The 21,552-nt window shown below is 59.4% G+C and carries 21 protein-coding genes; 7 read left to right on the forward strand and 14 right to left on the reverse strand.

Going from position 1 to position 21,552, the window contains the following annotated elements:
* Positions 1–106: 106 nt before the first annotated feature.
* The 4 genes from AC1DVE_RS18065 to AC1DVE_RS18080 all read right to left on the reverse strand — a co-directional run bounded on the left by AC1DVE_RS18065 (position 107) and on the right by AC1DVE_RS18080 (position 3,677).
* On the reverse strand, positions 107–1,120 hold the full coding sequence (locus AC1DVE_RS18065; RefSeq protein ID WP_223457957.1) for an ABC transporter substrate-binding protein: 1,014 nt from the start codon (positions 1,118–1,120) through the stop codon (positions 107–109).
* The gene (locus tag AC1DVE_RS18070; protein ID WP_223457959.1) at positions 1,117–1,665 is read right to left on the reverse strand and encodes a sigma-70 family RNA polymerase sigma factor; all 549 of its coding nucleotides are present in this window, start codon (positions 1,663–1,665) and stop codon (positions 1,117–1,119) included. The genes AC1DVE_RS18065 and AC1DVE_RS18070 overlap by 4 nt, the downstream gene beginning before the upstream one ends.
* Positions 1,666–1,798: 133 nt before the next feature.
* Entirely contained in the window at positions 1,799–2,590 is a 792-nt protein-coding gene (locus AC1DVE_RS18075; RefSeq protein WP_477784102.1) for a phosphate/phosphite/phosphonate ABC transporter substrate-binding protein, read from the reverse strand.
* A gap of 145 nt (positions 2,591–2,735) precedes the next feature.
* Positions 2,736–3,677: a fatty acid desaturase gene (locus tag AC1DVE_RS18080; protein WP_223543450.1), complete on the reverse strand. Its 942-nt coding sequence runs from the start codon at positions 3,675–3,677 to the stop codon at positions 2,736–2,738.
* A gap of 328 nt (positions 3,678–4,005) precedes the next feature.
* Here AC1DVE_RS18080 and AC1DVE_RS18085 point away from each other — a divergent pair, with 328 nt between their 5' ends.
* Positions 4,006–4,425 carry a GNAT family N-acetyltransferase gene (locus tag AC1DVE_RS18085; protein WP_223457965.1) on the forward strand — a complete coding sequence of 140 codons (420 nt, stop codon included), beginning with the start codon at positions 4,006–4,008 and terminating at the stop codon, positions 4,423–4,425.
* A 26-nt stretch (positions 4,426–4,451) separates the two neighbouring features.
* Here AC1DVE_RS18085 and def read toward each other — a convergent pair whose 3' ends face one another.
* Positions 4,452–4,991 carry a peptide deformylase gene (gene def / locus AC1DVE_RS18090; RefSeq protein WP_103397564.1) on the reverse strand — a complete coding sequence of 180 codons (540 nt, stop codon included), beginning with the start codon at positions 4,989–4,991 and terminating at the stop codon, positions 4,452–4,454.
* Between the two features lie 2 nt (positions 4,992–4,993).
* Complete coding sequence (locus AC1DVE_RS18095; RefSeq protein ID WP_046042267.1) at positions 4,994–5,950, reverse strand: YihY/virulence factor BrkB family protein; 957 nt, start codon at positions 5,948–5,950, stop codon at positions 4,994–4,996.
* 353 nt (positions 5,951–6,303) lie between these two features.
* Here AC1DVE_RS18095 and AC1DVE_RS18100 point away from each other — a divergent pair, with 353 nt between their 5' ends.
* Positions 6,304–6,681, forward strand: a complete 378-nt coding sequence (locus AC1DVE_RS18100) for a hypothetical protein (protein ID WP_223457969.1) — start codon at positions 6,304–6,306, stop codon at positions 6,679–6,681.
* Between the two features lie 147 nt (positions 6,682–6,828).
* On the opposite strand, the gene fadD1 is transcribed toward AC1DVE_RS18100, so the two are convergent.
* Positions 6,829–8,529 carry a long-chain-fatty-acid--CoA ligase FadD1 gene (gene fadD1 / locus AC1DVE_RS18105; RefSeq protein WP_223457971.1) on the reverse strand — a complete coding sequence of 567 codons (1,701 nt, stop codon included), beginning with the start codon at positions 8,527–8,529 and terminating at the stop codon, positions 6,829–6,831.
* A 404-nt stretch (positions 8,530–8,933) separates the two neighbouring features.
* Positions 8,934–10,622: a long-chain-fatty-acid--CoA ligase FadD2 gene (fadD2, locus tag AC1DVE_RS18110; protein ID WP_477784103.1), complete on the reverse strand. Its 1,689-nt coding sequence runs from the start codon at positions 10,620–10,622 to the stop codon at positions 8,934–8,936.
* Positions 10,623–10,867: 245 nt separating this feature from the next.
* Between fadD2 and AC1DVE_RS18115 the strand changes: the two genes are divergently transcribed.
* The 4 genes from AC1DVE_RS18115 (at position 10,868) to AC1DVE_RS18130 (ending at position 14,099) form a co-directional block, all read left to right on the forward strand.
* Positions 10,868–11,812, forward strand: a complete 945-nt coding sequence (locus AC1DVE_RS18115) for an alpha/beta hydrolase (RefSeq protein WP_223457975.1) — start codon at positions 10,868–10,870, stop codon at positions 11,810–11,812.
* Between the two features lie 42 nt (positions 11,813–11,854).
* Positions 11,855–12,325 (forward strand): MaoC family dehydratase, encoded by a 471-nt coding sequence (locus AC1DVE_RS18120; protein WP_007995982.1) that lies wholly within the window; start codon positions 11,855–11,857, stop codon positions 12,323–12,325.
* A gap of 336 nt (positions 12,326–12,661) precedes the next feature.
* The gene (locus AC1DVE_RS18125; RefSeq protein ID WP_003227425.1) at positions 12,662–12,898 is read left to right on the forward strand and encodes a DUF3820 family protein; all 237 of its coding nucleotides are present in this window, start codon (positions 12,662–12,664) and stop codon (positions 12,896–12,898) included.
* A 19-nt stretch (positions 12,899–12,917) separates the two neighbouring features.
* On the forward strand, positions 12,918–14,099 hold the full coding sequence (locus tag AC1DVE_RS18130; protein WP_223457977.1) for an aminotransferase class V-fold PLP-dependent enzyme: 1,182 nt from the start codon (positions 12,918–12,920) through the stop codon (positions 14,097–14,099).
* Between the two features lie 2 nt (positions 14,100–14,101).
* Here AC1DVE_RS18130 and AC1DVE_RS18135 read toward each other — a convergent pair whose 3' ends face one another.
* The 4 genes from AC1DVE_RS18135 to zwf form a co-directional block, all read right to left on the reverse strand.
* Entirely contained in the window at positions 14,102–14,827 is a 726-nt protein-coding gene (locus tag AC1DVE_RS18135; protein WP_223457979.1) for an intradiol ring-cleavage dioxygenase, read from the reverse strand.
* A gap of 195 nt (positions 14,828–15,022) precedes the next feature.
* The gene (locus AC1DVE_RS18140; RefSeq protein WP_223457981.1) at positions 15,023–15,688 is read right to left on the reverse strand and encodes a bifunctional 4-hydroxy-2-oxoglutarate aldolase/2-dehydro-3-deoxy-phosphogluconate aldolase; all 666 of its coding nucleotides are present in this window, start codon (positions 15,686–15,688) and stop codon (positions 15,023–15,025) included.
* Between the two features lie 17 nt (positions 15,689–15,705).
* Positions 15,706–16,425, reverse strand: coding sequence for a 6-phosphogluconolactonase (gene pgl / locus AC1DVE_RS18145; RefSeq protein WP_223457983.1), 720 nt, complete (start codon positions 16,423–16,425; stop codon positions 15,706–15,708).
* Positions 16,412–17,881 carry a glucose-6-phosphate dehydrogenase gene (gene zwf, locus AC1DVE_RS18150; RefSeq protein WP_223457985.1) on the reverse strand — a complete coding sequence of 490 codons (1,470 nt, stop codon included), beginning with the start codon at positions 17,879–17,881 and terminating at the stop codon, positions 16,412–16,414. The genes pgl and zwf overlap by 14 nt, the downstream gene beginning before the upstream one ends.
* Positions 17,882–18,109: 228 nt before the next feature.
* Between zwf and AC1DVE_RS18155 the strand changes: the two genes are divergently transcribed.
* On the forward strand, positions 18,110–18,970 hold the full coding sequence (locus AC1DVE_RS18155; RefSeq protein ID WP_170948639.1) for a MurR/RpiR family transcriptional regulator: 861 nt from the start codon (positions 18,110–18,112) through the stop codon (positions 18,968–18,970).
* 148 nt (positions 18,971–19,118) lie between these two features.
* On the opposite strand, the gene AC1DVE_RS18160 is transcribed toward AC1DVE_RS18155, so the two are convergent.
* Positions 19,119–19,973: a D-hexose-6-phosphate mutarotase gene (locus AC1DVE_RS18160; RefSeq protein WP_223457987.1), complete on the reverse strand. Its 855-nt coding sequence runs from the start codon at positions 19,971–19,973 to the stop codon at positions 19,119–19,121.
* Positions 19,974–20,086: 113 nt separating this feature from the next.
* The gene (locus AC1DVE_RS18165; RefSeq protein ID WP_223457989.1) at positions 20,087–21,433 is read right to left on the reverse strand and encodes a carbohydrate porin; all 1,347 of its coding nucleotides are present in this window, start codon (positions 21,431–21,433) and stop codon (positions 20,087–20,089) included.
* Positions 21,434–21,552: the final 119 nt, after the last annotated feature.

The following is a 21,552-nucleotide window of genomic DNA, read 5'->3' on the forward strand; positions in this document are numbered from 1 at the left end:
GCTCGCTCCTACAGGGTATCTTTGTTGACCACGGGATTTGTGGGCACAACCGACCCAATGTGGGAGCGAGCCTGCTCGCGATGGCTACCTTCCAGACACTACAAAACTACAGGTTGGCACTCACCTTGATGGCCACCTCCCCCGGCACCCAGCCCTTCCACACCTGCGGCTGTTCACGCAAAAACGCTTCGGCGACTTCACGGGGTTTCTGCCGCTTTTCACTCATCTGGCCCAAGGTCTGGTTCAACAGATCGATCGGCAAATCGACCTTTTCAAAGAACGTCACCAGGTCCGGGTATTGCGCCTTGAACGGTGCCGATACGCCGATGGCCAGGCTCGCCGGCATCGAGCGCGTGCCTTTGGGGTTCGGGTTGTTGGCGTCGGCCAAGGTTTTCCAGGCTTCAGCGTCGAACGGCGGTTCGTCGAGTTTCACCAGTTTGAAACGCCCCAACAGCGGTGTCGGCGACCAGTAGTAGAACAGCACCGGTTTGCCACGACGGATCGACGACGCCACCTCGGCATCCAGTGCGGCACCGGACCCTGTGCGGAAATTGACGTAGCTGGCAGTCAGGTCATAGGCCTTGAGTTTCTGGCTGTTGACGATTTCCGAGGTCCAGCCAGTCGGGCTGTTGAGGAAACGTCCACGGCTCGGGTCTTCAGGGTCACGGAACACGTCCTTGTACTTCGCCAGATCAGCAACGGATTTCAGCTCCGGAGCCAAGGGCTTGATGCCGCGCTCGGGATCGCCCTTGATCACGTACTCCGGCACCCACCAGCCTTCAGTGGCGCCTTTGACCGTATCGCCGAGGCCGAACACCTTGCCCTCCGCCGCCGCCTTGACCCAGGCGGGACTGCGTCCGGCCCACTCTTCACCGATGACCTGAATATCGTTTTTCGCCAGCGCCGCTTCAAGGCTGACGGTGCTGCCCGGCAGCGTGTCGGTCGGGTAGCCGTAACCTTTTTCAACGATCAGGCGCAGGATTTCCGTGATGAAACTGCCGCTTTCCCAGGTGATATCGCCAAAGTGGATAGGTGCCACTTTTTCCGTGGCCGATGCCGGGTGGGACAACAGGCTCAGGGCCAGCAGCGAACTGCCGAGCAGGGTTTTGATCGATCTCATGCGGACCTCTTGTTCTGGAGTGGGCTGTTCAGGAATTGATTGGCGCTGTGCCGGTCGCACAGGGCCTGGGAACGGGTCATGTAGTCGCTGACCGAACGCAGCGAGATGCCCAGCACCGCGGCGATTTGCGGATAGGTCAGGCCGTCGATCCGCGACAGCAGGAAGGTCGAGCGGACTTTGCCTGGCAGCCGTTGAAGACTGCGATCCACACGGCTCAGGGTCTGGGACACCTGAGCCAGTACCTCCGGCGATTCGGCGTGGATCGGCTCGGCCTGTTGCAGTTGCTGAAGATACCGGCGCTCCAGCCCCCCTCGGCGCCAACGCTGATAGAGCAGGCGCTGGGCGATGGTGGTGAGCAAGGCACGGGGTTCACGGATTGCCGTCAGGCCAGGGGCCTGGAGCAGTTGCACGAAGGTTTCGCCGGCAATGTCTTCGACAGCGGCGGCATCGTTCAGGGACTGACGCAGGCGCGTGCAGAGCCAGTGGTAGTGAGCGCGGAACAGGCCGTCCACGTGTTTGCGATGAAGAATATCGGCGCCGGACATAGGGGCTCCTGGGTTAGGGGTCGCTGAATGTCCGGTGGTCCGGTGAGGCGAATCCTAGCAAGGAGCCTTATTCATTAATAATACTTAAAACTTATTTTTATATTCTATTTTGAAATTAAAGCTTTATTGCGTCCTATCGCAAATCCCCATACCCCAACGTCTCGGCTTCACGCTGATAATCGAGCACAACCTGATAGTCGCTTTCGCTGGCGGGCAGTACCTCTGGCAAACCGAGGATTTCGGCAACCTCCGGCAGTTCGCGCAACGCCAGGTTCATCACCCTTAGCAGCTCTTCAGCCTGCTCATCGCTGACCGTCGCGGCGGTAATGAACGGTAAGGCAGGACTGAGCGCAGTGCGGGCAATCACTCGCAAACCAGCCACTTCCTCTGCGGCATGGCGTGCCAGATAGGCAAAGGTCACGCTGTCGATGGCCGCCAGATCGGCAAGGTCTTCGCGTAACCAGCGCAGGCTTTCACGATGACTGCCGCTGATGCCGACCTGAGCAAAAAACCGCCCGTCACGTTGCAACGGCGCCAACCGGTGGCGCAGCAGATTCATGCCGCTGTTGGAATCCAGGCCATTGATCACGCCTCGGCTGCCGCGAAAATCCGCCAGGGTTGGCCGTGCATCATCAATGCGTCCCAGAATCAGGCTGCAATGATTGCCGCCGCTGCTGTCCGGCAGCTCATAACGAGGCCGCCCCAGCACCCGGACCTTGCCGTGCAATGCCGTCATCAGCGGATAGCCGCAGGTTTGTGTCAGCAGCAAGTGCTGCGACAACCACATCTGCATCAGTGACAGGCCTTCGGCATCACGACGGGTGTCGCCCAGGTGCTCGAGGATTCGCGCCAACCAGCGTGTGTTGGCCTGATGGATGGGTTCCGGGGCGGTGTACATCAGCAGTTCAGCGATGTGTTGGGTCATCGAAATAGTCCCATGCAATGAAAATCCCCTGTGGGAGCGGGCTTGCTCGCGAATACGGTGTGCCAGTCCACTTAAATGCTGGATGCCCAATCGCCTTCGCGAGCAAGCCCGCTCCCACAGGGGGGGAAGGCGTTTAGCAAAAAAATCAGTGGAACGGATGCTGTGGGCTATCAATAGCCTTCACTCCATGTTCACCCCACAGCTGCCCATAACCCCGCACCAGAAACCCGCCACTGCGCGCCAGCCATTGCTCGCGGCGGGCCCGGTAAGCGCGGGGCAAGTCGTACCAGGGCAACCCCGGCAACTCGTGATGCACCAGATGAAAATTGAGGTTCAGGAACAGCCAGCGCCACGGCCACGCCGCTTCATTGAGCACCGTGCGTTGCTCCGGCGCGGCATGAGGTCGATGTTCATAGTAGGAGCGAACCATGGCGATCGACAGCGCCGGCACACTGATCAAAAACAGGTAATGCCAAACTGGCAACACACTGAAGCTCGCGATGAACAGCAGCATCAACCCGGTCATCAAGCCGTGACTCAACCACATCAGCCAGGCCTGGCGCTCGCCCGCTCTCAGGCGTTGCAGTTCTTCCCGAACCAAGGCCAGCAAGGCCAGCGGTGCACCCAGGGCAAAGCGGCCGAGCACGGTTTTGTTCAGCCAGTGCAGGCTGCGCACCAGCGGTGAACTGCCCTGCCACTGCCCGGTGCTCAGGTAACGGCTTTCCGGATCGCGACCGGGGATCGTCAGGTCTTCGTCGCGGTGATGCAGCAAATGGCTATCGCGGTACAAGGTGTACGGATACCAGACGGCAAACGGCGCGTAGCCAAGGATTTTGTTCAGGGTTGGCCAGCGCGTGGGATGGCCGTGCAGCAGTTCGTGTTGCACGGATAACCACAGCACCAGCAATGGAATCAGCAACAGCGTGCTCCACCACAAACCCAATCGATGGCTGTTCAACACGATGCCAAACCAGCCGCCATACACACCGATCAACAGCAACCAGGTCGGCCATTCGGTGCGCGCGGTGAAGCGTCGGCGCAGGGTTTCGATTTCTTCTTGGTGGGCGCTATCAAAGTAATGGGGCATGGCGTTGCTCAGATCGGGAACCAGTCCCCTTCTGTGCATTGGCCTTGGGAAATCTTGCAGATTTTTTCTGGAGGATCGCTCCCATGTTGCATGGGAGCGATCAATCAACGCGGGATCAGTGACCGAACACACCGACCTTCTTGGCCTTCTTGTCCGCGCGCTTTTCAATGGCGGTTTTCACCGGTTTCTTTTTCGCCGATTTCTTTGAATCCATACCTTTGGACATGATGCGTACTCCACTCATGGGGATGTGAGATCAGGTATACACCTATCCCGGCGCGCGCGTTCTTTTATAATCGCCCGCTTTGCACACCGACAGTCCGAGACCATGCCAGATACCCAATTCACCCTGCTCGACGAGCCGTTATGGCCATTGATGAACAAGTTCTACCGCGCTCACCAATCGTCGATGAAAGCCGTACGCGACGCAAAGCTGTGGGTGGCCCGGCGTGAGCAGATTGTTGCCGTGCTGTGTTTGCGTCCGGTGTCCGGCGGGCATTGGCTGACCGGGTTGTTTGTCGATCCGGCCTGCCGCGAACAAGGGCTTGCCGCCGGGTTGATTGCGGCCGCGGTGAAGGATTGCGAACTGCCGGTGTGGTTGTTCTGCCATCCGGACTTGCGGGGGTTTTATGAGCGACGCGGGTTTACTTTCAATCCGCCGATGCCTTACGCGATGGTTGAACGCTTGAGCCGTTATGCGCGCAGCAAGCCGATGATTGCGATGGGGTTGGCGCCTGCTCAAGCCTGATGAAGGTCAAATGTGGTGGATTTGGGTCAATCGTCCGCGTTGGGGTCCAGGTCCGGGAACATCACCTCGGTGAAGCCAAACTTGCTGAAGTCGGTGATGCGCGACGGGTACAGGCGGCCGATCAGGTGATCACACTCATGCTGCACCACCCGTGCGTGGAACCCCGAGGCAATGCGTACGATGGGCTCGCCCTTGGGGTCGACACCTTCGTAGCGAATCTGCTGGTAACGCTGCACCGCGCCACGCAGGCCAGGCACGGACAAACAACCTTCGAAGCCCTCTTCCAGGGTCGGGCTCAGCGGTGTGATCAACGGGTTGATCAGGATCGTCTGCGGCACGGCCTCGGCATCCGGATAACGCTCGCTGTGCTCGAAACCGAAGATCACCAGTTGCAGGTCGACGCCGATCTGCGGAGCAGCCAGGCCAACGCCCCCCACACTTTCCATGGTCTGGAACATGTCATCGATCAGTTGCCACAGCTCGGGGCTGTCGAACATCTCGGCCGGCACTGGCGGGGCAATGCGCAGCAGGCGCTCATCGCCCATTTTCAGAATTTCACGAATCATGATCAGGTTTCATCAATGGTCGGTTTGTGTGAGTGATCGCGGCCCAGGCCCGACACGTGGTGTTTTTCCTCATGGACGGGACCATGCTCGCCAGCCACTTTTTCACCAGGGTCCTTGCCCTCTCGTGACATGTGCTCGATCACGGCATTCATCTCCGCGCCCAGCAGCAGCACCGCGGCGGAAATGTAGAAATACAGCAACAGCACGATGATCGCACCGATACTGCCATACATGGCGTTGTAGTTGGCGAACTCCTTGACGTACAAACCGAAGCCCAGGGACGCGATGATCCATACCACCACCGCCAGCACTGAGCCTGGGGTGATGAAGCGGAATTCCTGTTTGACGTCCGGCATGACGTAGTAGATCAACGCCACCGCGACCATCAGCAGGATCACGATCACCGGCCAGCGCGCGATGGTCCAGAGGGTGACGATGAAGTACTCAAGGCCGACCTGTGCAGCGATCCAGCTCATCACCTGCGGCCCGAGCACCATCAGTGCCGCGGCGATCAGCAGCATGCCGGCAATGCCGACGGTGTAGATGATCGACAACGGAAAGCGTTTCCACAGCGGGCGCCCTTCAACCACGTCGTAGGCGGCGTTCATCGCGCTCATCATCAGCCGCACGCCGGCGGAGGCGGTATACAGCGCTATCACGATACCCACTGACAGCAAGCCGCCCTTGGATTGCTGCAACTGGTCGATCACCGGGTTGACCTGCTCCAGCGCCTGGGGCGGCAATACGAGTTCCGATTGCAGGCGCAGCCAGGAGAAGAAGTCGGGTAGATGCAGGAAACCGATCAGGGCGATCAGGAACAGGATGAATGGAAACAGCGAAAAGAGCATTTGATAGGCCAGCGCCGAGGCATAGGTCGACATCTCGTCGGCGATGAACTCGGTGACCGTGCGCATCATCACACGGTGCAGGGGCAAGCCTCTCATGTCCGGGAATATCATTCGCGTCTCCATTCGCCGCATACGGATTGGGTTGAAGTCGTGGCGACTCAGGGGCTGTTTTCTTTCATCAAGGTAGCCCAGTTGGCGAGTTTGAAACAAATTCAGCGTGCAAGTTCAGGCTGACACAAAAACGGCCACCTGAAGATGGCCGCGTCTTCTTTTCATTCAAGGCATTTCAATGCAGGAAAGTCGTTACACAAGGTTGACCGGGGGCTTTTGCAGGGAGTTTCATTTATTTCACCACGACATTTCATCGTTCAGTGCAGGTTGCGCTTTATGTTTGCGGGCCAACCCCTGAGAATGCGCAACACATTCAGGCCATGGCGCTGAAGATCCAATCCCGTAGGAACGTTATGAAACTCGATAAAAAGCAGGCCATTGCCCGCAGAAACCAGGAACTCGGCGGTGCTGTGCTTGGCGTCAACAACTGCCACTTCGCCGAACTGAACCGTAACCGCAACATCTGGTGGTTCGACCTCCCGGTGACGCGCCTTGCAATCGGTCAGTACGAGTGGATTCACCTGCTGATGCACACACCGGACACCGACGAGCTGCTGCACCTGAAAGTGCCGACCGTGTTCCTGCGCGAGAAACTCGAAGGCCTGGTGGTGCGCAATGAAGGCAAGCGCAAGGCGGCATTGAGCCTGGAACTGAGCGCCGACAAGGACTCCTTCCTGCAGGACATGCGCCCGACGGGCACCAACGTCAACTTCGCGCCGTTTCGCTTGTAGGAGCGAGCTTGCTCCGGGCGGCGTTCCGACGATGGATTCAAGAGCGCTGCGTTTAACCAGTAAACACGCGTTATCGTTAACGACCATCGCGAGCAAGCTCGCTCCTACAGATGCAAAAAGCCCCGCATCTGCGGGGCTTTTTGTTGATTACGCGGTAGCTTTCTTCGCGTTGATCTTCTTCAGCTCTTCATCGCGCAATTCACGACGCAGGATCTTGCCGACGTTGGTGGTCGGCAGTGCATCGCGGAACTCCACGGAGCGCGGGACCTTGTAGCCGGTGACGTTGGCGCGCATGTGCTCCATCACCTGTTCCTTGGTCAGGGTCACGCCCGGTTTGGCAACGATGAAAATCTTGATCGCCTCGCCCGACTTCTCGTCCGGTACACCGATGGCCGCGCATTGCAGCACGCCCGGCAAGGTGGCCAGCACGTCTTCGAGCTCGTTCGGGTACACGTTGAAACCGGACACCAGGATCATGTCTTTCTTGCGATCGACAATGCGCATGTAGCCATCGGGCTGGATCAGCGCGATGTCACCGGTCTTCAACCAGCCTTCGCTGTCGAGGATTTCATCCGTGGCTTCCTGGCGCTGCCAGTAACCTTTCATGACTTGCGGACCCTTCACGCACAGTTCGCCGATTTCGCCCAGAGGCTGCTCGACACCGGCATCGTTGATGACTTTGCACAGGGTCGACGGCACCGGAATACCGATGGTGCCAACCTGGATGTGTTGGATCGGGTTCACTGTCGCCACCGGGCTGGTTTCGGTCATGCCGTAGCCTTCGCAGATGGCGCAACCGGTCACCGCCTTCCAGCGTTCGGCCGCGGCCAGTTGCAGGGCCATGCCGCCCGACAAGGTGACTTTCAGCGCAGAGAAATCCAGTTTGCGGAAGCCTTCGTTGTTGCACAGGGCCACGAACAGCGTGTTCAGGCCGACGAAGCCGCTGAACTTCCACTTCGACAGTTCCTTGACCATCGCCGGCAGGTCGCGCGGGTTGCTGATCAGGATGTTGTGGTTGCCCGCCAGCATCATCGCCATGCAATGAAAGGTGAACGCATAGATGTGGTACAGCGGCAGCGGCGTGATCAGGATCTCGCAACCTTCATTGAGGTTGGAGCCCATCAGTGCCTTGCACTGCAGCATGTTCGCCACCAGGTTGCGGTGGGTCAGCATCGCGCCCTTGGCCACGCCGGTGGTGCCGCCGGTGTATTGCAGTACCGCAACATCACCACTGGCCGGGTTGGCTTCCGCCACTGGCTGGCCCAGGCCTTTGCTCAGCACGTCGTTGAATTTGACGGCCTTGGGCAAGTGATAGGCCGGCACCATCTTCTTCACGTACTTGATGACGCTGTTGATCAGCAGACGCTTGAGTGGCGGCAGCAGGTCGGCGACTTCGGTGACGATCACGTGCTTGACGCCGGTTTTCGGCACCACGGTTTCCGCCAGGTGCGCCATGTTGGCCAGGCAGACCAGGGCCTTGGCACCGGAGTCGTTGAACTGGTGTTCCATTTCCCGCGCGGTGTATAGCGGGTTGGTGTTGACCACGATCAGCCCGGCGCGGATGGCACCGAAGACGGCTACCGGGTACTGCAACACGTTGGGCAGTTGCACGGCGATTCGATCGCCAGGCTGCAAATCGGTATGCTGTTGCAGGTAAGCGGCAAAGGCACCGGACAATTCGTACAGTTCACCGTAGGTGAGTGTCTTGCCCAGGTTGCTGAATGCCGGCTTGTTGGCGAAGCGTTGGCAGGATTGCTTCAACACTGCCTGAATATTCGGATACTCGTCTGGATTGATGTCGACAGCAATCCCAGCTGGGTACTTATCCTTCCAAAAGTCTTCGATCATGGAAGCCCACTCCTCAGCAACGCGAATTCAGCACCGCATTTGATGCGATTATTATTGGTGTTTGGTCATTGGTGAATCTGGCTGATAGAAGGCCGAGAAGTCACAAAGCGCGCCGAGAGTAGCAGCTTTGCCAAGGGTCGACTAGAGCCAAAATCGGCCTCTACGGTCACAATTGTGACTCAAGACTTGCAAGCGGTCATTTTAGAGCAAAAAACCTATAAAGCCCTATAGCCCACGAAAACCGGGGCTTCGATGTATGAATGTAGGAGCGAGCTTGCTCGCGAAAAACCGGAAGCCGCCACTGGGCAGCTGGTTTGCGCGTTATCGTTCACGACCTTCGCGAGCAATCGAGCGTCGACCGGCTGCTCCTACAGCGATCCGCGCAAAGCGCGGCCATTCACAGATCAGGCAATATCACGCAACTCCCGCCGCAAAATCTTGCCCACCGGCGTCATCGGCAACGACTCACGCAGCACAATGTGCTTCGGTACTTTGTACGCCGTGAAATTCTCCTTGCAGTAAGCCTTCAGCTCCTCAAGGCTGACCCCCGCTTCACGGGCCACCACGAACAGCTTCACCGCCTCCCCCGACCGCTCGTCGGGCACACCGATAACTGCACAGTTGGCGACGTTCGGGTGAGCCATCACCACGTCTTCGATTTCGTTCGGGTACACGTTGAAGCCCGAGACAATGATCATGTCCTTTTTGCGGTCAACGATACGCACGAAACCGTCCGGATCGATCACCGCAATGTCACCGGACTTGAACCAGCCCTCGGCATCCAGCACTTCGGCCGTGGCATCGGGTTTCTGCCAGTAACCCTTCATGATCTGCGGGCCTTTGATACACAGTTCGCCACGCTCACCCAGCGGTTGTTCGACGCCGTCATCGCTGATGACTTTCAGCGTGGTACCCGGCACCGGCATGCCGACCGTGCCGATCCGCGATTGACTGCCATAGGGGTTGGTGCAGGCCACCGGCGAAGTTTCGGTCAAGCCGTAACCTTCGGTGATGCGGCAACCGGTCAGTTGCTCCCAACGCTCGGCGGTGGCCTTGACCAACGCAGTGCCGCCAGAGTTGGTGAGCTTGAGGCTGGAGAAGTCCAGAGTCTTGAAGTCCGGGTGATCCATCAGCGCAACGAACAGCGTATTGAGCCCCAGCAACGCTGAGAACCGCCAGTTCTTCAGTTCCTTGATGAAGCCGCCGATATCCCGTGGATTGGTGATCAGCACGTTGTGGTTGCCCGTCACCATCATGCACATGCAGTTCGCCGTGAAGGCATAGATGTGGTACAGCGGCAGCGGCGCGATCATCACCTCCTGGCCTTCACGCAGCAGCGGCTGACCGTCGCTGGCCGACTGGCTGAGGCAGGCCCGTGCCTGTTGCATGTTCGCCACCAGGTTGCCGTGGGTCAGCATCGCGCCCTTGGCCAGGCCCGTGGTGCCGCCGGTGTATTGCAGCACGGCGATGTCGTCGAGGCCGACGCTCAGCGGCTTGATACCCAGGCCACGGCCCATATGCAACGCACTCTTGAAAGAAACGGCCTGGGGCAAGGAATAGTCCGGGACCATCTTCTTGACCTTGCTCACCACAGTGTTGACCAGCCATCCCTTGGCGGTGGGCATCAGGTCGCCCATCTTCGCTTCGATCAGGTACTGGATATCGGTGTCGGGCAGCACTTCCTGGACTTTCTGGCCGAACATGTTCAGGTACACCAGCGCCCGGGCACCGGAATCCTTGAACTGGTGGCGCATTTCCCGCGCTGTATACAGCGGGTTGGTGTTGACCACGATCAGCCCGGCGCGCAAGGCGCCGAACACGGCAATCGGGTAATGCAGGACATTGGGCATCTGCACCGCAATGCGGTCCCCCGGCACCAGGTCGGTGTGGCCTTGCAGATAACCGGCGAAGGCGGCGCTCTGGCGTTCCAGTTCGGCGTAGGTCAGGGTCACGCCCATGTTGCTGAACGCAGGGCGGTCAGCAAACTTCTTGCAGGAACGCTCGAACACCTCGATCACCGACTTGTAGGTTCCCAGATCGATATCCAGGGGTACACCGGCCGGGCGTTTGTCATTCCAGAAATCAGGTTGCATTGTTGTTGTCCTCTTTACCTGAATCTATCCGGGGCCACTTTTCTGTCATTTTTCAAAAAAAATGCAAAAAGCGGAGCTTCACGGACACTAGCAGTTATGACGTAGCAGGCAAATATGCCCACAGCCGTCATTGACCGTATGAATCTACTCGCCGTGGCGTAGGCTGATCAGACGCCCAGCCAAGGATGCGCTATAAACTGCAACGAGCTGTTTGCGACCAGGCAGCCTCATGCAAAGGAACCGCCATGATCCATGACACTTTCTGGCTGACCACGAGCGACCACAGCCGCCTCTTCGTCAACCAGTGGCTTCCCGACGGCAGCCTCAAGGCAATGATTCTGCTGGCCCACGGCATGGCCGAACACAGCGGTCGCTATGGTCCCCTGGCGCAAAAGCTCTGTGACCAGGGCTATGGCGTGTGCGCGCCGGACCTGCGTGGACATGGCAAAACTGCCGAAAACGGGACCCTCGGGCATTTCGCCGATGACGATGGCTGGTGCAAGGTCGTGAGCGATCTGGCCTGCATCAACCAGCACATCGGCCAGCAGCACCCTGGCGTGCCGATCGTGCTGTTGGGTCACAGCATGGGCAGCTACATCGCCCAAGGCTATCTGCTGCACCACAGTGCCAGCCTGCACGGGGCAATCCTCAGCGGTTCGAACTTCCAGCCCGCGGCGCTTTATCGCGCGGCACGGCAAATCGCCCGTCTCGAACGCCTGCGCCAGGGCCAAAAAGGACGCAGTGCATTGATCGAATGGCTGTCGTTCGGCTCGTTCAACAACAAATTCAAACCGGCACGCACGCCGTTCGACTGGCTCAGCCGTGATCCGGCGCAGGTCGATCTGTACGTCAACGACCCGCTCTGCGGTTTCCGTTGCACCAATCAACTGTGGATCGATTTGCTCGGTGGCTTGCAGCAAATCAGCAAAGCGTCCAATCTCGCCCAGATCGATCCGGGCCTGCCGCTGCTGGTGATTGGCGGCGAATGTGATCCGGTGAGCGAAGGCAAACGTCTCAAGGATCTGGCCGACGCGCTGCGGACGGCCGGTAGCCAGCACCTGCAACTGACCGTTTACCCGCAGGCGCGGCACGAACTGTTCAACGAGAGCAACTGCGATGAAATCATCGCCGATGTACTGAACTGGATCGCACAGGCCTTGAGCACTCCTCGGCCGCACCGGTCCGAATAGTTTTTTTGTGAGTTTTTTAATTCGTAACAGGAATTGAGACAAATGACCCAGGTTACCAACACCCCTTACGAAGCCCTCGAAGTCGGCCAGACCGCCAGTTTCAGCAAGACAGTCGAAGAGCGCGACATCCAGTTGTTCGCCGCGATGTCCGGCGATCACAACCCGGTGCACTTGGATGCCGAATACGCCGCCAGCACCATGTTCAAGGAGCGCATCGCCCACGGCATGTTCAGCGGCGCGTTGATCAGCGCAGCGGTCGCCTGCGAATTGCCTGGCCCGGGGACCATCTACATCGGCCAGCAAATGAGCTTTCAGAAACCGGTGAAGATCGGCGACACCCTGACCGTGCGCCTGGAAATCCTGGAAAAACTGCCGAAGTTTCGCGTGCGCATTGCCACTCGCGTGTTCAACCAGCGCGATGAACTGGTGGTGGATGGCGAGGCGGAAATCCTCGCGCCACGCAAGCAGCAAAGCGTGACCTTGACCACGCTGCCGGCGATCAGCATCGGCTAACCCTCTGTGACGAGGGGGCATTCCGACAAGCCCCCTCGCCACAGTCCCCGTAGTACCTCAAATACTGCAGTCTCTTGCAATTCCTGCTCGCATAAAAAACGCCAGGCTAGCTGGCATTATTCATGTCGGTCATTTTTCAATTCCTCGCGGTTGATGAAAGGTGCAATGAGAAGTGCACCCTGCATGCCAGCCTGGAACTGATTACTTATTCTTTATTTTTCAAAGAGCTAGCCATTATCAGAAAATCTGTATCCGTTTTATTTGCATGATCTGTCATTTGGCCTGCATGCAGAATGCCTGTATTTTCCAGACTGACCGAATCAAGACGACCGATTGATGAATCCTGAAAAGCTCGAACTGCTGATTACCCGCGAAATGCCCTTCGGCAAGTACAAGGGGCGAATCATTGCCGACCTGCCCGGCCCTTACCTGAACTGGTTCGCCCGGGAGGGTTTCCCTCACGGCGAGTTGGGCGGCCTGCTGGCCCTGATGCAGGAAATCGATCACAACGGTTTGTCGGACTTGCTCGAACCGCTGCGCGCCAAACACGGCAAACCTGCCCCGCGCCACTGAATCACCTACCGAGTAGCCCATGCCCGACAACACCCGCCGCGCCCGTGATGAAGCCTTCTGGCAAACCTTTGCCGACCGCTACGATGTCGAACCCGGCCCGCTCAACCTGGAGAACGGTTACTTCGGACGCATGTCGCGCACGGTGGTCGAGGAATACCAGCGCAACATCGAGCTGATCAACCGCAGCAACTCGGTCTATGTGCGCCAGCGCTTCGAACAAGGCGACAGCCTGAAGATCCGCGCGCAGATGGCCAGGTTGATTGGCGTACCCGCCGACAGCATCGCCCTGACCCGCAACGCCTCGGAAGGTTTGCAGTCGCTGATCCGCAACTACAACCGGCTGCAGCCCGGCGATCAGGTACTGGTTTGCGATCTGGAATACGACACGGTCAAAGGCGCCATGCGTTGGCTGGCGCGCAATCGTGGTGTCGAAGTGATCGAGATCGAACACGCACACCCGGCAACCTTCGACAGCCTGCTCAATACCTATCGTGAAGCCTTCGCGCGACATCCGCGGCTGAAGCTGATGGCCCTGACCCACGTCACCCATCGCACGGGCCTGGTGATGCCGGTGCAGGCGATTGCAGCCGCGGCAAAGGAACACGGCATCGACGTCATCCTCGACGGGGCCCATGCCCTCGGCCAGCTCGAATTCGACCTGAGCGAACTGGGTATCGCCTTCGCCGGCTACAATCTGCACAAGTGGATCGGCGCACCGCTGACGCTTGGCTTTATCTACATCGCTCCCGAACGCCTGGCCGATATCGATCCGGACATGGGCGAAATGCATTTTCCGCCCGCTGACATTCGCGCCCGTACCTCGTACAGCACCCCCAATATCCCGGCGCTGCTGACCCTGCCGCTGGTGCTCGAAGAACATTGGGCGATGGGGGGTGCCGCGGCCAAGGGTGCGCGGCTCAATTATCTGCGCAACCGCTGGGTCGGTGCGGCTCGGCGGTTGCCGGGCGTCGAAGTCCTGACCCCGGATGACCCGCGCCTGTATTGCGGCATCACCTCGATGCGTTTTACCCGGCATGCCGACCAGCAACTCATGGTCCAGCGCCTGCTCAATGAATACAACCTGTTCACCGTGACCCGCAGTGGCGCGGCATGCGGTCCGTGCATCCGCATAACACCGGGGCTTACCACCACTGCGGCTGACATGGATGTGCTGGCCAGGGCACTGACCGAACTGGGCTGACGTCAGACGGTGTATTTGTCAAAGTCCTCGGGCTTGATCTGTGTCGACACGGCGAACGTGTCGATGCCGATGGTCATCTGCCCGAAGTATCCGTCTTCAGCCGAGTCCCGCCCCAGGGTGTGCACGCTCAGGGTCGATTCTTCACCGCCCATGGTTGTATAAAAAAAGTCCTGATCGTTGGTCAGTACCGGTACGGCTCGACCGCTGTACGGTCGGTTGCCGAGTACCGAGCGCGAGGCCACCTCAGGCAGGTAAAGCTGCCCGACCCAGGCGACATGCCGTTCTTGCAGATAGTTGTTGCCGGCCGTGATGCGTACGGCGACGTGAATGTGCAATGCGCGACCGGCGTAAAAACCCGGATAGATCGTGGTAAAGCGCACGATGCCCAACTTGTCGGTGAACTGCCCGCCACGCAGGTAGGTATCGTCATCGGTGCGCGGGACGGCGCCGATGTCACCGGTATCGACCTCGACGTCCGGGTTGATCTTGCCCCAGCCCGAATAGGCACCGCGGGCATTGCAGTGCCAGATATCCACCAGCGCATCGGGGACCGGCTCACCGGTCATGGCATCGACAATGGTCAGCCGCAACACCAACGGAGCGCCTTCAGCGCCTTCGCTGATGTTTCTGCGGATCAGTTTGGGGTTGCGGAAATACGGGCCGGCAATCTGTTCGGGGGACAGCAGGTAAACCGGTGCAGCGGGTGCAACTGAGGTGGTAGCGTCCATGACGTTCTCTCTTCCATAAGATGGACGCAGGCTAGCACTGGCCGATTTTCGTTATGCGGTAACTATGTATCGCATGATGTCCTTGGTCCCACAGGTTTCGAGTCGTACCTGTTTGTTCCGGGCAAAAAAAAACGGTGCACCGACCAAGCGCACCGTAAAGCCGTAGAACACACAACGAGGTGTAGGGTGAAGCGATCAGTCCAGCAGCGCCAAAGCCTCGGCGGTGCATTCCTGAATGCGGGCCCAGTCGCCGTTCTTGATCCACTCCGGATCAAGCATCCAGCTACCGCCCACGCACATGACGTTTTTCAATGCCATGTAGCTCTTGATATTGGCAGGTCCCACGCCGCCGGTCGGGCAGAATTTCACTTCGCCGAACGGGCCGCCCAAAGCCTTGATGGCCGCGACGCCGCCGCTGACTTCGGCTGGGAACAGCTTGAAGCGGCGATAGCCCAGACCATAGCCTTCCATGATGCCCGAGGCATTGCTGATGCCCGGCAACAGTGGAATCGGGCTGGCGACGCTGGCTTCCAGCAGATCACGAGTGATGCCCGGCGTGACGATGAATTGCGAGCCGGCCGCTTCCGCCGCCGCCAGCATGTGGCGATCCAGCACGGTGCCGGCACCGGTCACCAGTTCCGGACGCTGCTCACGCAGAATCTGGATGGCCTTGAGGCCGAATTGCGAACGCAGGGTCACTTCCAGGGCCGTCAGGCCACCGGCCGCGAGGGCGTCGGCCAGCGGCAGAACGTCTTGCTCGCGGGCGATGGTGATCACCGGCAGAATCCGCGCTTTCGCGCAGATGCTGTCGATCAGGGCAACTTTGTCCGCCATGGAAACGGTCGGGGATAGGTTTGTCATAGCGGCTGTTCCTTGGCTCATGGGCACCAGTAAATCTCTAACGTGGGTTGCAGAAACGCGCGAATCGGCATTGCGGCGACATCGTCACCGGCCAGTGCGGTACTCAGGGTGGTCAGCTTGGACTGACCGGAAATCGATAGAACCTTATGCTTGGCCGAGGCCAGCAGCGCGCGGCTCATGGTCAGGCGCTGATGCGGCACGGTCGGCGCCAGCATCGGCCAGCAACGACGAATGCCATCAGCCTGCAACGCCTCGGCAAGGTTCGGGCTGTTGGGGAACAGCGACGCGGTGTGGCCGTCATCGCCCATGCCGAGGATCAGCATGTCAATCACCGGCAGCTCGGACAGCAAACGGTCGGCCTGCTCGGCCGCCTGTTCCAGGTTGGCGCTGGCGCTGGCGCTGTACAGGCTGAGGAACTGCGCCTTGGCCGCCGCACCTTGCAGCAGGTAACGCTTGATCAGACCCGCGTTGCTGTCGGCGTGCTCCACCGGTACCCAGCGCTCGTCGGCCAGGCTGATCACCACGTTCGACCAGTCCAGCGTCTGCTTGGCCAGGTGCTGGAAAAATGCCACCGGGCTGCGGCCACCGGAAACCACCAGGGTCGCAGTGCCCTGGGCGTCGATCGCGTCGCTCAGTTGTTTCGCCACGTTCAGTGCCAGGCTTTCAGCCAGCAGCACCGGGCTCTTGTATGCATGGGCGCTGACGCCCTGCGGCAGTTTCAAATCAGATATCGCCATACCACGACCTCCCGTCCCGCGTGATCAGTGCAATGGAGCTCATCGGCCCCCAGGACCCGGCCGCGTACGGCTTGGGCGCATCACCGGATTTTTTCCACCCGGCGATCAACTGGTCACACCACTTCCACGCGGCTTCGATTTCATCTTTACGGACAAACAGGTTCTGATTGCCGCGCATCACTTCCAGCAACAACCGTTCGTAGGCATCGGGAATCCGTGCGCTGCTCCAGGTGTCTGAAAAATTCAGCTGCAATGGACCGCTGCGCAGCTGCATGCCCTTGTCCAGGCCTTGATCTTTGGTCATGACACGCAAGGAAATGCCTTCGTCCGGCTGCAGGCGGATAATCAGCTTGTTGCTGATTTGCAGGCGCTGCTCGGGAGCGAAGATGTAGTGCGACGGTTCCTTGAAGTGGATGACGATCTGCGACAGCTTCTGCGGCATGCGCTTGCCGGTACGCAGGTAAAACGGCACGCCGGCCCAGCGCCAGTTGCGGATGTCGGCACGCAGGGCGACAAAGGTTTCGGTGTCGCTCTGGGTGTTGGAATTGGGTTCTTCCAGGTACCCCGGTACCGCTTTGCCTTCGCTGTAGCCGGCGATGTACTGGCCGCGCACCACCTGGGTGGTCAGGCCTTCCGGGCTGATCGGCGCCAGGGCCTTGAGCACTTTGACCTTCTCGTCGCGGATGCTGTCGGCGGACAGGTCGGCCGGCGGGTCCATGGCGATCAGGCAGAGCAGCTGCAACAGGTGATTCTGGATCATGTCCCGCAGCTGGCCGGCCTTGTCGAAGTAACCCCAGCGGCCTTCGATACCGACCTTCTCGGCCACGGTGATTTCCACGTGGGAAATGTAGTTCTGGTTCCACTGGGTTTCGAACAGGCTGTTGGCGAAACGCAGGGCGATCAGGTTCTGGACGGTTTCCTTGCCCAGATAATGGTCGATGCGATAGGTGCGGTTTTCCGGGAAGAACTGCGCTACGGCGTCGTTGACCTTGCGCGAGGACTCCAGGTCCGAACCGATGGGTTTTTCCAGCACCACACGGGTGTTTTGCGCCAGGCCGACCTTGGCCAGGTTCTCGCAAATCGCGCCATACACGGCGGCCGGGGTCGCAAAGTAGGCGATGACCCGCTGCGAACTGCCGGCGGACTCGGCCAGGGCCACATAATCTTCGGAATTGAGGAAGTCGACGTGCAGGTAGCTCAGGCGCGCCAGAAAACGCTCGGCCACGGCTTCATCCAGCTCTTTGGCACCGACATAGCGGCGCAGCTCGGAGGTGATGAACGCCAGGTGTTCCTGCTCGCTGCCCGGCTCACGGGCCAGCGCGATGATCCGGGTGTCCTCGTGCAACAGGCCGGCGCCGTCAAGTTGATAAAGGGCAGGAAACAGCTTGCGCAAGGCCAGATCGCCAAGGGCGCCGAACAAGGCAAAGGTGCACGGTTCAACCGTAATCGAGAGCATGATGTTTGTTCTTTTATCAAGTTAAGCTACAAATACCTTTTTTTAAGGCATCACTCAAGGGAAAATGTAGTAATAACCACAACATTTTCGCAAAATACAGATTCCGAGTGGTGGTCGGTCGGAGCCATCAGTAGGATAGGCCACCGTTACGGGCCTCACCAAAGGCCCTTTTTGCATTAGCCGCGCGCTTATCGGTGCCGGTGAATCAAGGAAACTTATATGGACCGCGTGCGAAATTTACTGGAGCAAATCCAGAATCGCCTTGAAGAGCTGAACAAGGCCGAACGCAAAGTCGCCGAGGTGATCCTGCTCAACCCGCAGCAGGCCACCCGCTTCAGCATCGCCGCCCTCGCCCAGGCCGCCTCGGTCAGCGAACCGACGGTCAACCGTTTCTGCCGTTCGTTCGGCGTCAGCGGCTACCCTGAGCTCAAACTGCAACTGGCCCAGAGCCTGGCCAGTGGTGCCGCCTATGTCAGTCGTGCGGTGGAAGCCGATGACAATCCGGAGGCCTACACCCAGAAGATCTTCGGCAGCGCCATCGCCTCGCTGGACAGCGCTTGCCAGGCACTGGACCCGAACCTGATCAGCCGCGCCGTCGACCTGCTGATCCAGGCCCGGCAGATCCACTTCTTCGGCCTCGGCGCCTCGGCCCCGGTGGCACTGGATGCGCAGCACAAGTTCTTCCGCTTCAACCTTGCCGTCACGGCCCACGCGGATGTGCTGATGCAGCGCATGATTGCCTCGGTGGCCCATACCGGCGAGCTGTTCGTGATCATTTCCTACACCGGTCGCACCCGCGAACTGGTGGAAGTGGCACGCATCGCCCGGGAAAACGGCGCCTCGGTGCTTGGCCTGACCGCCGAGAACTCGCCACTGGCCAAGGCCAGCACCCTGAGCCTGAACATTCCGCTACCGGAAGACACCGACATCTACATGCCGATGACGTCGCGGATCATCCAGCTGACCGTGCTGGATGTGCTCGCCACCGGCATGACGTTGCGCCGGGGCGTGGATTTCCAGCCGCATTTGCGCAAGATCAAGGAGAGCTTGAATGCCAGCCGGTATCCGGTGGGTGATGAGTTCAACTGACCGATCCTGAATCTTTATTGCTTGAAAGGACGCCTTCGCGAGCAAGCCCGCTCCCACATTTGACCGCGTTCGTTCTGACGGAACCGGGTCACCTGTGGGAGCGGGCTTGCCCGCGAAGGGGCCAGCCCAGACACCACAAGATCCAGAACTAAGCCCCCACCCGCGCCTGCAAACTCAAATGCGCCCGCTCCCCAGGCTTCAGGCACAGGCTGTCGGTACCGCCACTCGCCGCCTCCACACAGACAAATTCGGATATCTCGTTCCAGGTCACGCCGAGCAACGGACGTGAACCGGGATGCCACACCACCGTGTCGGCCGTTTCACCCGTGTCGATACACAGCGCCCGCTGCCAGGCGTGGTCATTGAGCTGCAATTCGCCGTCGTGCTGGAACACCCGCTGGCATCCGCCGTCCACACGTAATTCGCCTTCCTGCTGACAAACCTGCCGGCTCAACTGGTCATAACCCTGCGCACCCTCGAGCCCAGACAGCGCTATCTCACTGACATCGCCAATACGCCAGTAAGCATGCAAAGCCTGGCTCAACTGGCACGGCATGTCGTCCTGATGCACGGTGCTCAGGCGCAGTTCCATGCGCTCACCCAGATGCGCATGCAGGTCCACCTGCCAGTCGCACAACTTCAGTTGCCAGTGCAATCGCACGCCATCGTCGTCACTGTTGCTGTCGAGCAGCTTCCAGTCGAGCAACCGCGCCCAGCCATGGGACGGCCAGGCGTTTTCGCTCGGATGCCGGCCATACCACGGCCAACACACCGGCACGCCGCCACGAATGGCGCCGACCTGCGGCCACTTCGCCGCGCACCACAGCCAGGGTTTCTGGCCCTTGGGCTGGAAGTGCAACAACTGCGCGCCCTGACGGCTGAACACCGCCTGACACAGCGGATGATCGATCACCAGCACGTCGCGCGTCTGATAGCGCTCCCACGCGAACACCGGACGTTCGCGCAAGGATTTGAAGAAGCGTTGTAGCGGATGCTCAAGCATGTGCCACGGTCCTGAAATCAACTGTCACCGGGGTGCGCGACCCGCAAAAAAAAGCGGACAGCCATGGCTGTCCGCAAATATGCGCACATGGAGAGAAGCTTATCGCAGACGCGTTAGAACACCGACTGAATTTTCAGGCCAGCCACCAGCGCGTTGTCGACTTCATCCACACCACCCGGGTGAGTGACGTATTGCAGGTTGGGGCGTACGGTCAGCCAGTTGGTCACGTGGAAGCCGTAGTTGATCTCGTAGTTGTATTCGGTTTCACGAATGGGCGAGAACAGCGGATTGTCGTATTCCGAAACACCGTTGGCCGCGTTGGTCAGCTCGGCGTTTTTCTTCACGTCATCGTTGACATGGATACGGGCGAAACCGATGCCCACGTCATCCTTCGGACGCGCGTCGAACGGGCCCTTGTACACAAACATCAGCGACTGGTAGTTGTCGATGAAGTTGGTGTCCTTGTCGTGGAAAGTGGCGTTGGCCGCGATGTTCAGACCGCGGGAAGCGTCGCCATTGTGGCTGGTGAGTTGCTGCTGCGCGACGAACCAGTAGCCGTGCTTGCTATCGTGGACGCGAAAAGGGTTGCCGGTGGTCGCGGCGTCCTGGCCGTTGTCGTCCTTGAGAACGTCGTCGGCAGGGGCAGTGCTTTTGTAGTAACCGACACGGTATTCGCCCGGCAGGTTGTTGACCTTCGGCGACCAGACCAGCTCGACCGGCAACACGGTGCCCGCAGTACCACTGCCGCTGAGCTTGAAGCCGTTGCCGTGCTCCAGTTGCGACGGGTTCTGGTTGTACGCGCCAATCTGAGCATAGAGCTCATCATTGATGTTGTACTTCACGCGGATCGCCGCCTGGCTGACCGGCCAGTTGAACCAGATGTTGGTGGCCCAGTTACCCACCTGGGATCCGCAGAACGCCAGGTTCTGGAATTCGCACGGGAAGGTGTTGAAGTCTTCACCTTCACCGAAGTAACCGGCTTTGACGTCCAGTTTGTTGTCGAGGAACTGATGCTGAATCCACAACTGGGTCAGACGGACCATATGACCACGACCGAAGACTTCCTGGGAGGAACTCAAGGTGCCGGCACGTGGATCGCCGATACGGTCGTTGGAGATGTTCTCACCGTTGCGGTTGGTGAGCTGGATCTTGGCCTGGGTGTTATCCCAGCCGAACAGTTTCTCCAGGTCCAGCGCCGCGCCCAGGCCAAACTGGTCGGCGTAGCGCGCGGTCTTGTCATCGTTGAAACCGCCATGCAGATTGCCGCCGACTTCACCGACGTAGTCCATCTTGATGTCGATGCCTTGCTCGATCAGCTTGGTACGCTCGCCACCCCAGTCGCCCGTCATCCATTTGGAGTCGGAGCTGAACGCTTCATCGGCCATCGCATTGCCGGCCAGAACCAGTGCTGCCGCTGCTGAAACCTGGCAGATCAACCGGGCCTTGTTCTTCATCTTCATCCCTACTTCCTCGTTTTATTGTTATTAACTTTTCTTCTTTAACGCGGTTACAACGGTTGCGACGGATGTCTCCACCCAACGCATATCCTCCCTGTGGGAGCGGGCTTGCTCGCGAAAGC

It is taken from the genome of Pseudomonas sp. P4_B4 (assembly GCF_056402255.1).

Coding starts and splice junctions, on each gene's coding strand:
- AC1DVE_RS18075 (WP_477784102.1), bottom strand. CDS start 2,590: ATGACCCAACACATCGCTGAACTGCTGATGTACACCGCCCCGGAACCC.
- def (WP_103397564.1), bottom strand. CDS start 4,991: ATGATTCGTGAAATTCTGAAAATGGGCGATGAGCGCCTGCTGCGCATT.
- AC1DVE_RS18140 (WP_223457981.1), bottom strand. CDS start 15,688: ATGACAAACCTATCCCCGACCGTTTCCATGGCGGACAAAGTTGCCCTG.
- AC1DVE_RS18100 (WP_223457969.1), top strand. CDS start 6,304: ATGAAACTCGATAAAAAGCAGGCCATTGCCCGCAGAAACCAGGAACTC.
- AC1DVE_RS18160 (WP_223457987.1), bottom strand. CDS start 19,973: ATGCTTGAGCATCCGCTACAACGCTTCTTCAAATCCTTGCGCGAACGT.
- pgl (WP_223457983.1), bottom strand. CDS start 16,425: ATGGCGATATCTGATTTGAAACTGCCGCAGGGCGTCAGCGCCCATGCA.
- AC1DVE_RS18085 (WP_223457965.1), top strand. CDS start 4,006: ATGCCAGATACCCAATTCACCCTGCTCGACGAGCCGTTATGGCCATTG.
- fadD2 (WP_477784103.1), bottom strand. CDS start 10,622: ATGCAACCTGATTTCTGGAATGACAAACGCCCGGCCGGTGTACCCCTG.
- AC1DVE_RS18135 (WP_223457979.1), bottom strand. CDS start 14,827: ATGGACGCTACCACCTCAGTTGCACCCGCTGCACCGGTTTACCTGCTG.
- fadD1 (WP_223457971.1), bottom strand. CDS start 8,529: ATGATCGAAGACTTTTGGAAGGATAAGTACCCAGCTGGGATTGCTGTC.
- AC1DVE_RS18130 (WP_223457977.1), top strand. CDS start 12,918: ATGCCCGACAACACCCGCCGCGCCCGTGATGAAGCCTTCTGGCAAACC.
- AC1DVE_RS18065 (WP_223457957.1), bottom strand. CDS start 1,120: ATGAGATCGATCAAAACCCTGCTCGGCAGTTCGCTGCTGGCCCTGAGC.
- AC1DVE_RS18120 (WP_007995982.1), top strand. CDS start 11,855: ATGACCCAGGTTACCAACACCCCTTACGAAGCCCTCGAAGTCGGCCAG.
- AC1DVE_RS18080 (WP_223543450.1), bottom strand. CDS start 3,677: ATGCCCCATTACTTTGATAGCGCCCACCAAGAAGAAATCGAAACCCTG.
- zwf (WP_223457985.1), bottom strand. CDS start 17,881: ATGCTCTCGATTACGGTTGAACCGTGCACCTTTGCCTTGTTCGGCGCC.
- AC1DVE_RS18115 (WP_223457975.1), top strand. CDS start 10,868: ATGATCCATGACACTTTCTGGCTGACCACGAGCGACCACAGCCGCCTC.
- AC1DVE_RS18165 (WP_223457989.1), bottom strand. CDS start 21,433: ATGAAGATGAAGAACAAGGCCCGGTTGATCTGCCAGGTTTCAGCAGCG.
- AC1DVE_RS18070 (WP_223457959.1), bottom strand. CDS start 1,665: ATGTCCGGCGCCGATATTCTTCATCGCAAACACGTGGACGGCCTGTTC.
- AC1DVE_RS18125 (WP_003227425.1), top strand. CDS start 12,662: ATGAATCCTGAAAAGCTCGAACTGCTGATTACCCGCGAAATGCCCTTC.
- AC1DVE_RS18095 (WP_046042267.1), bottom strand. CDS start 5,950: ATGATATTCCCGGACATGAGAGGCTTGCCCCTGCACCGTGTGATGATG.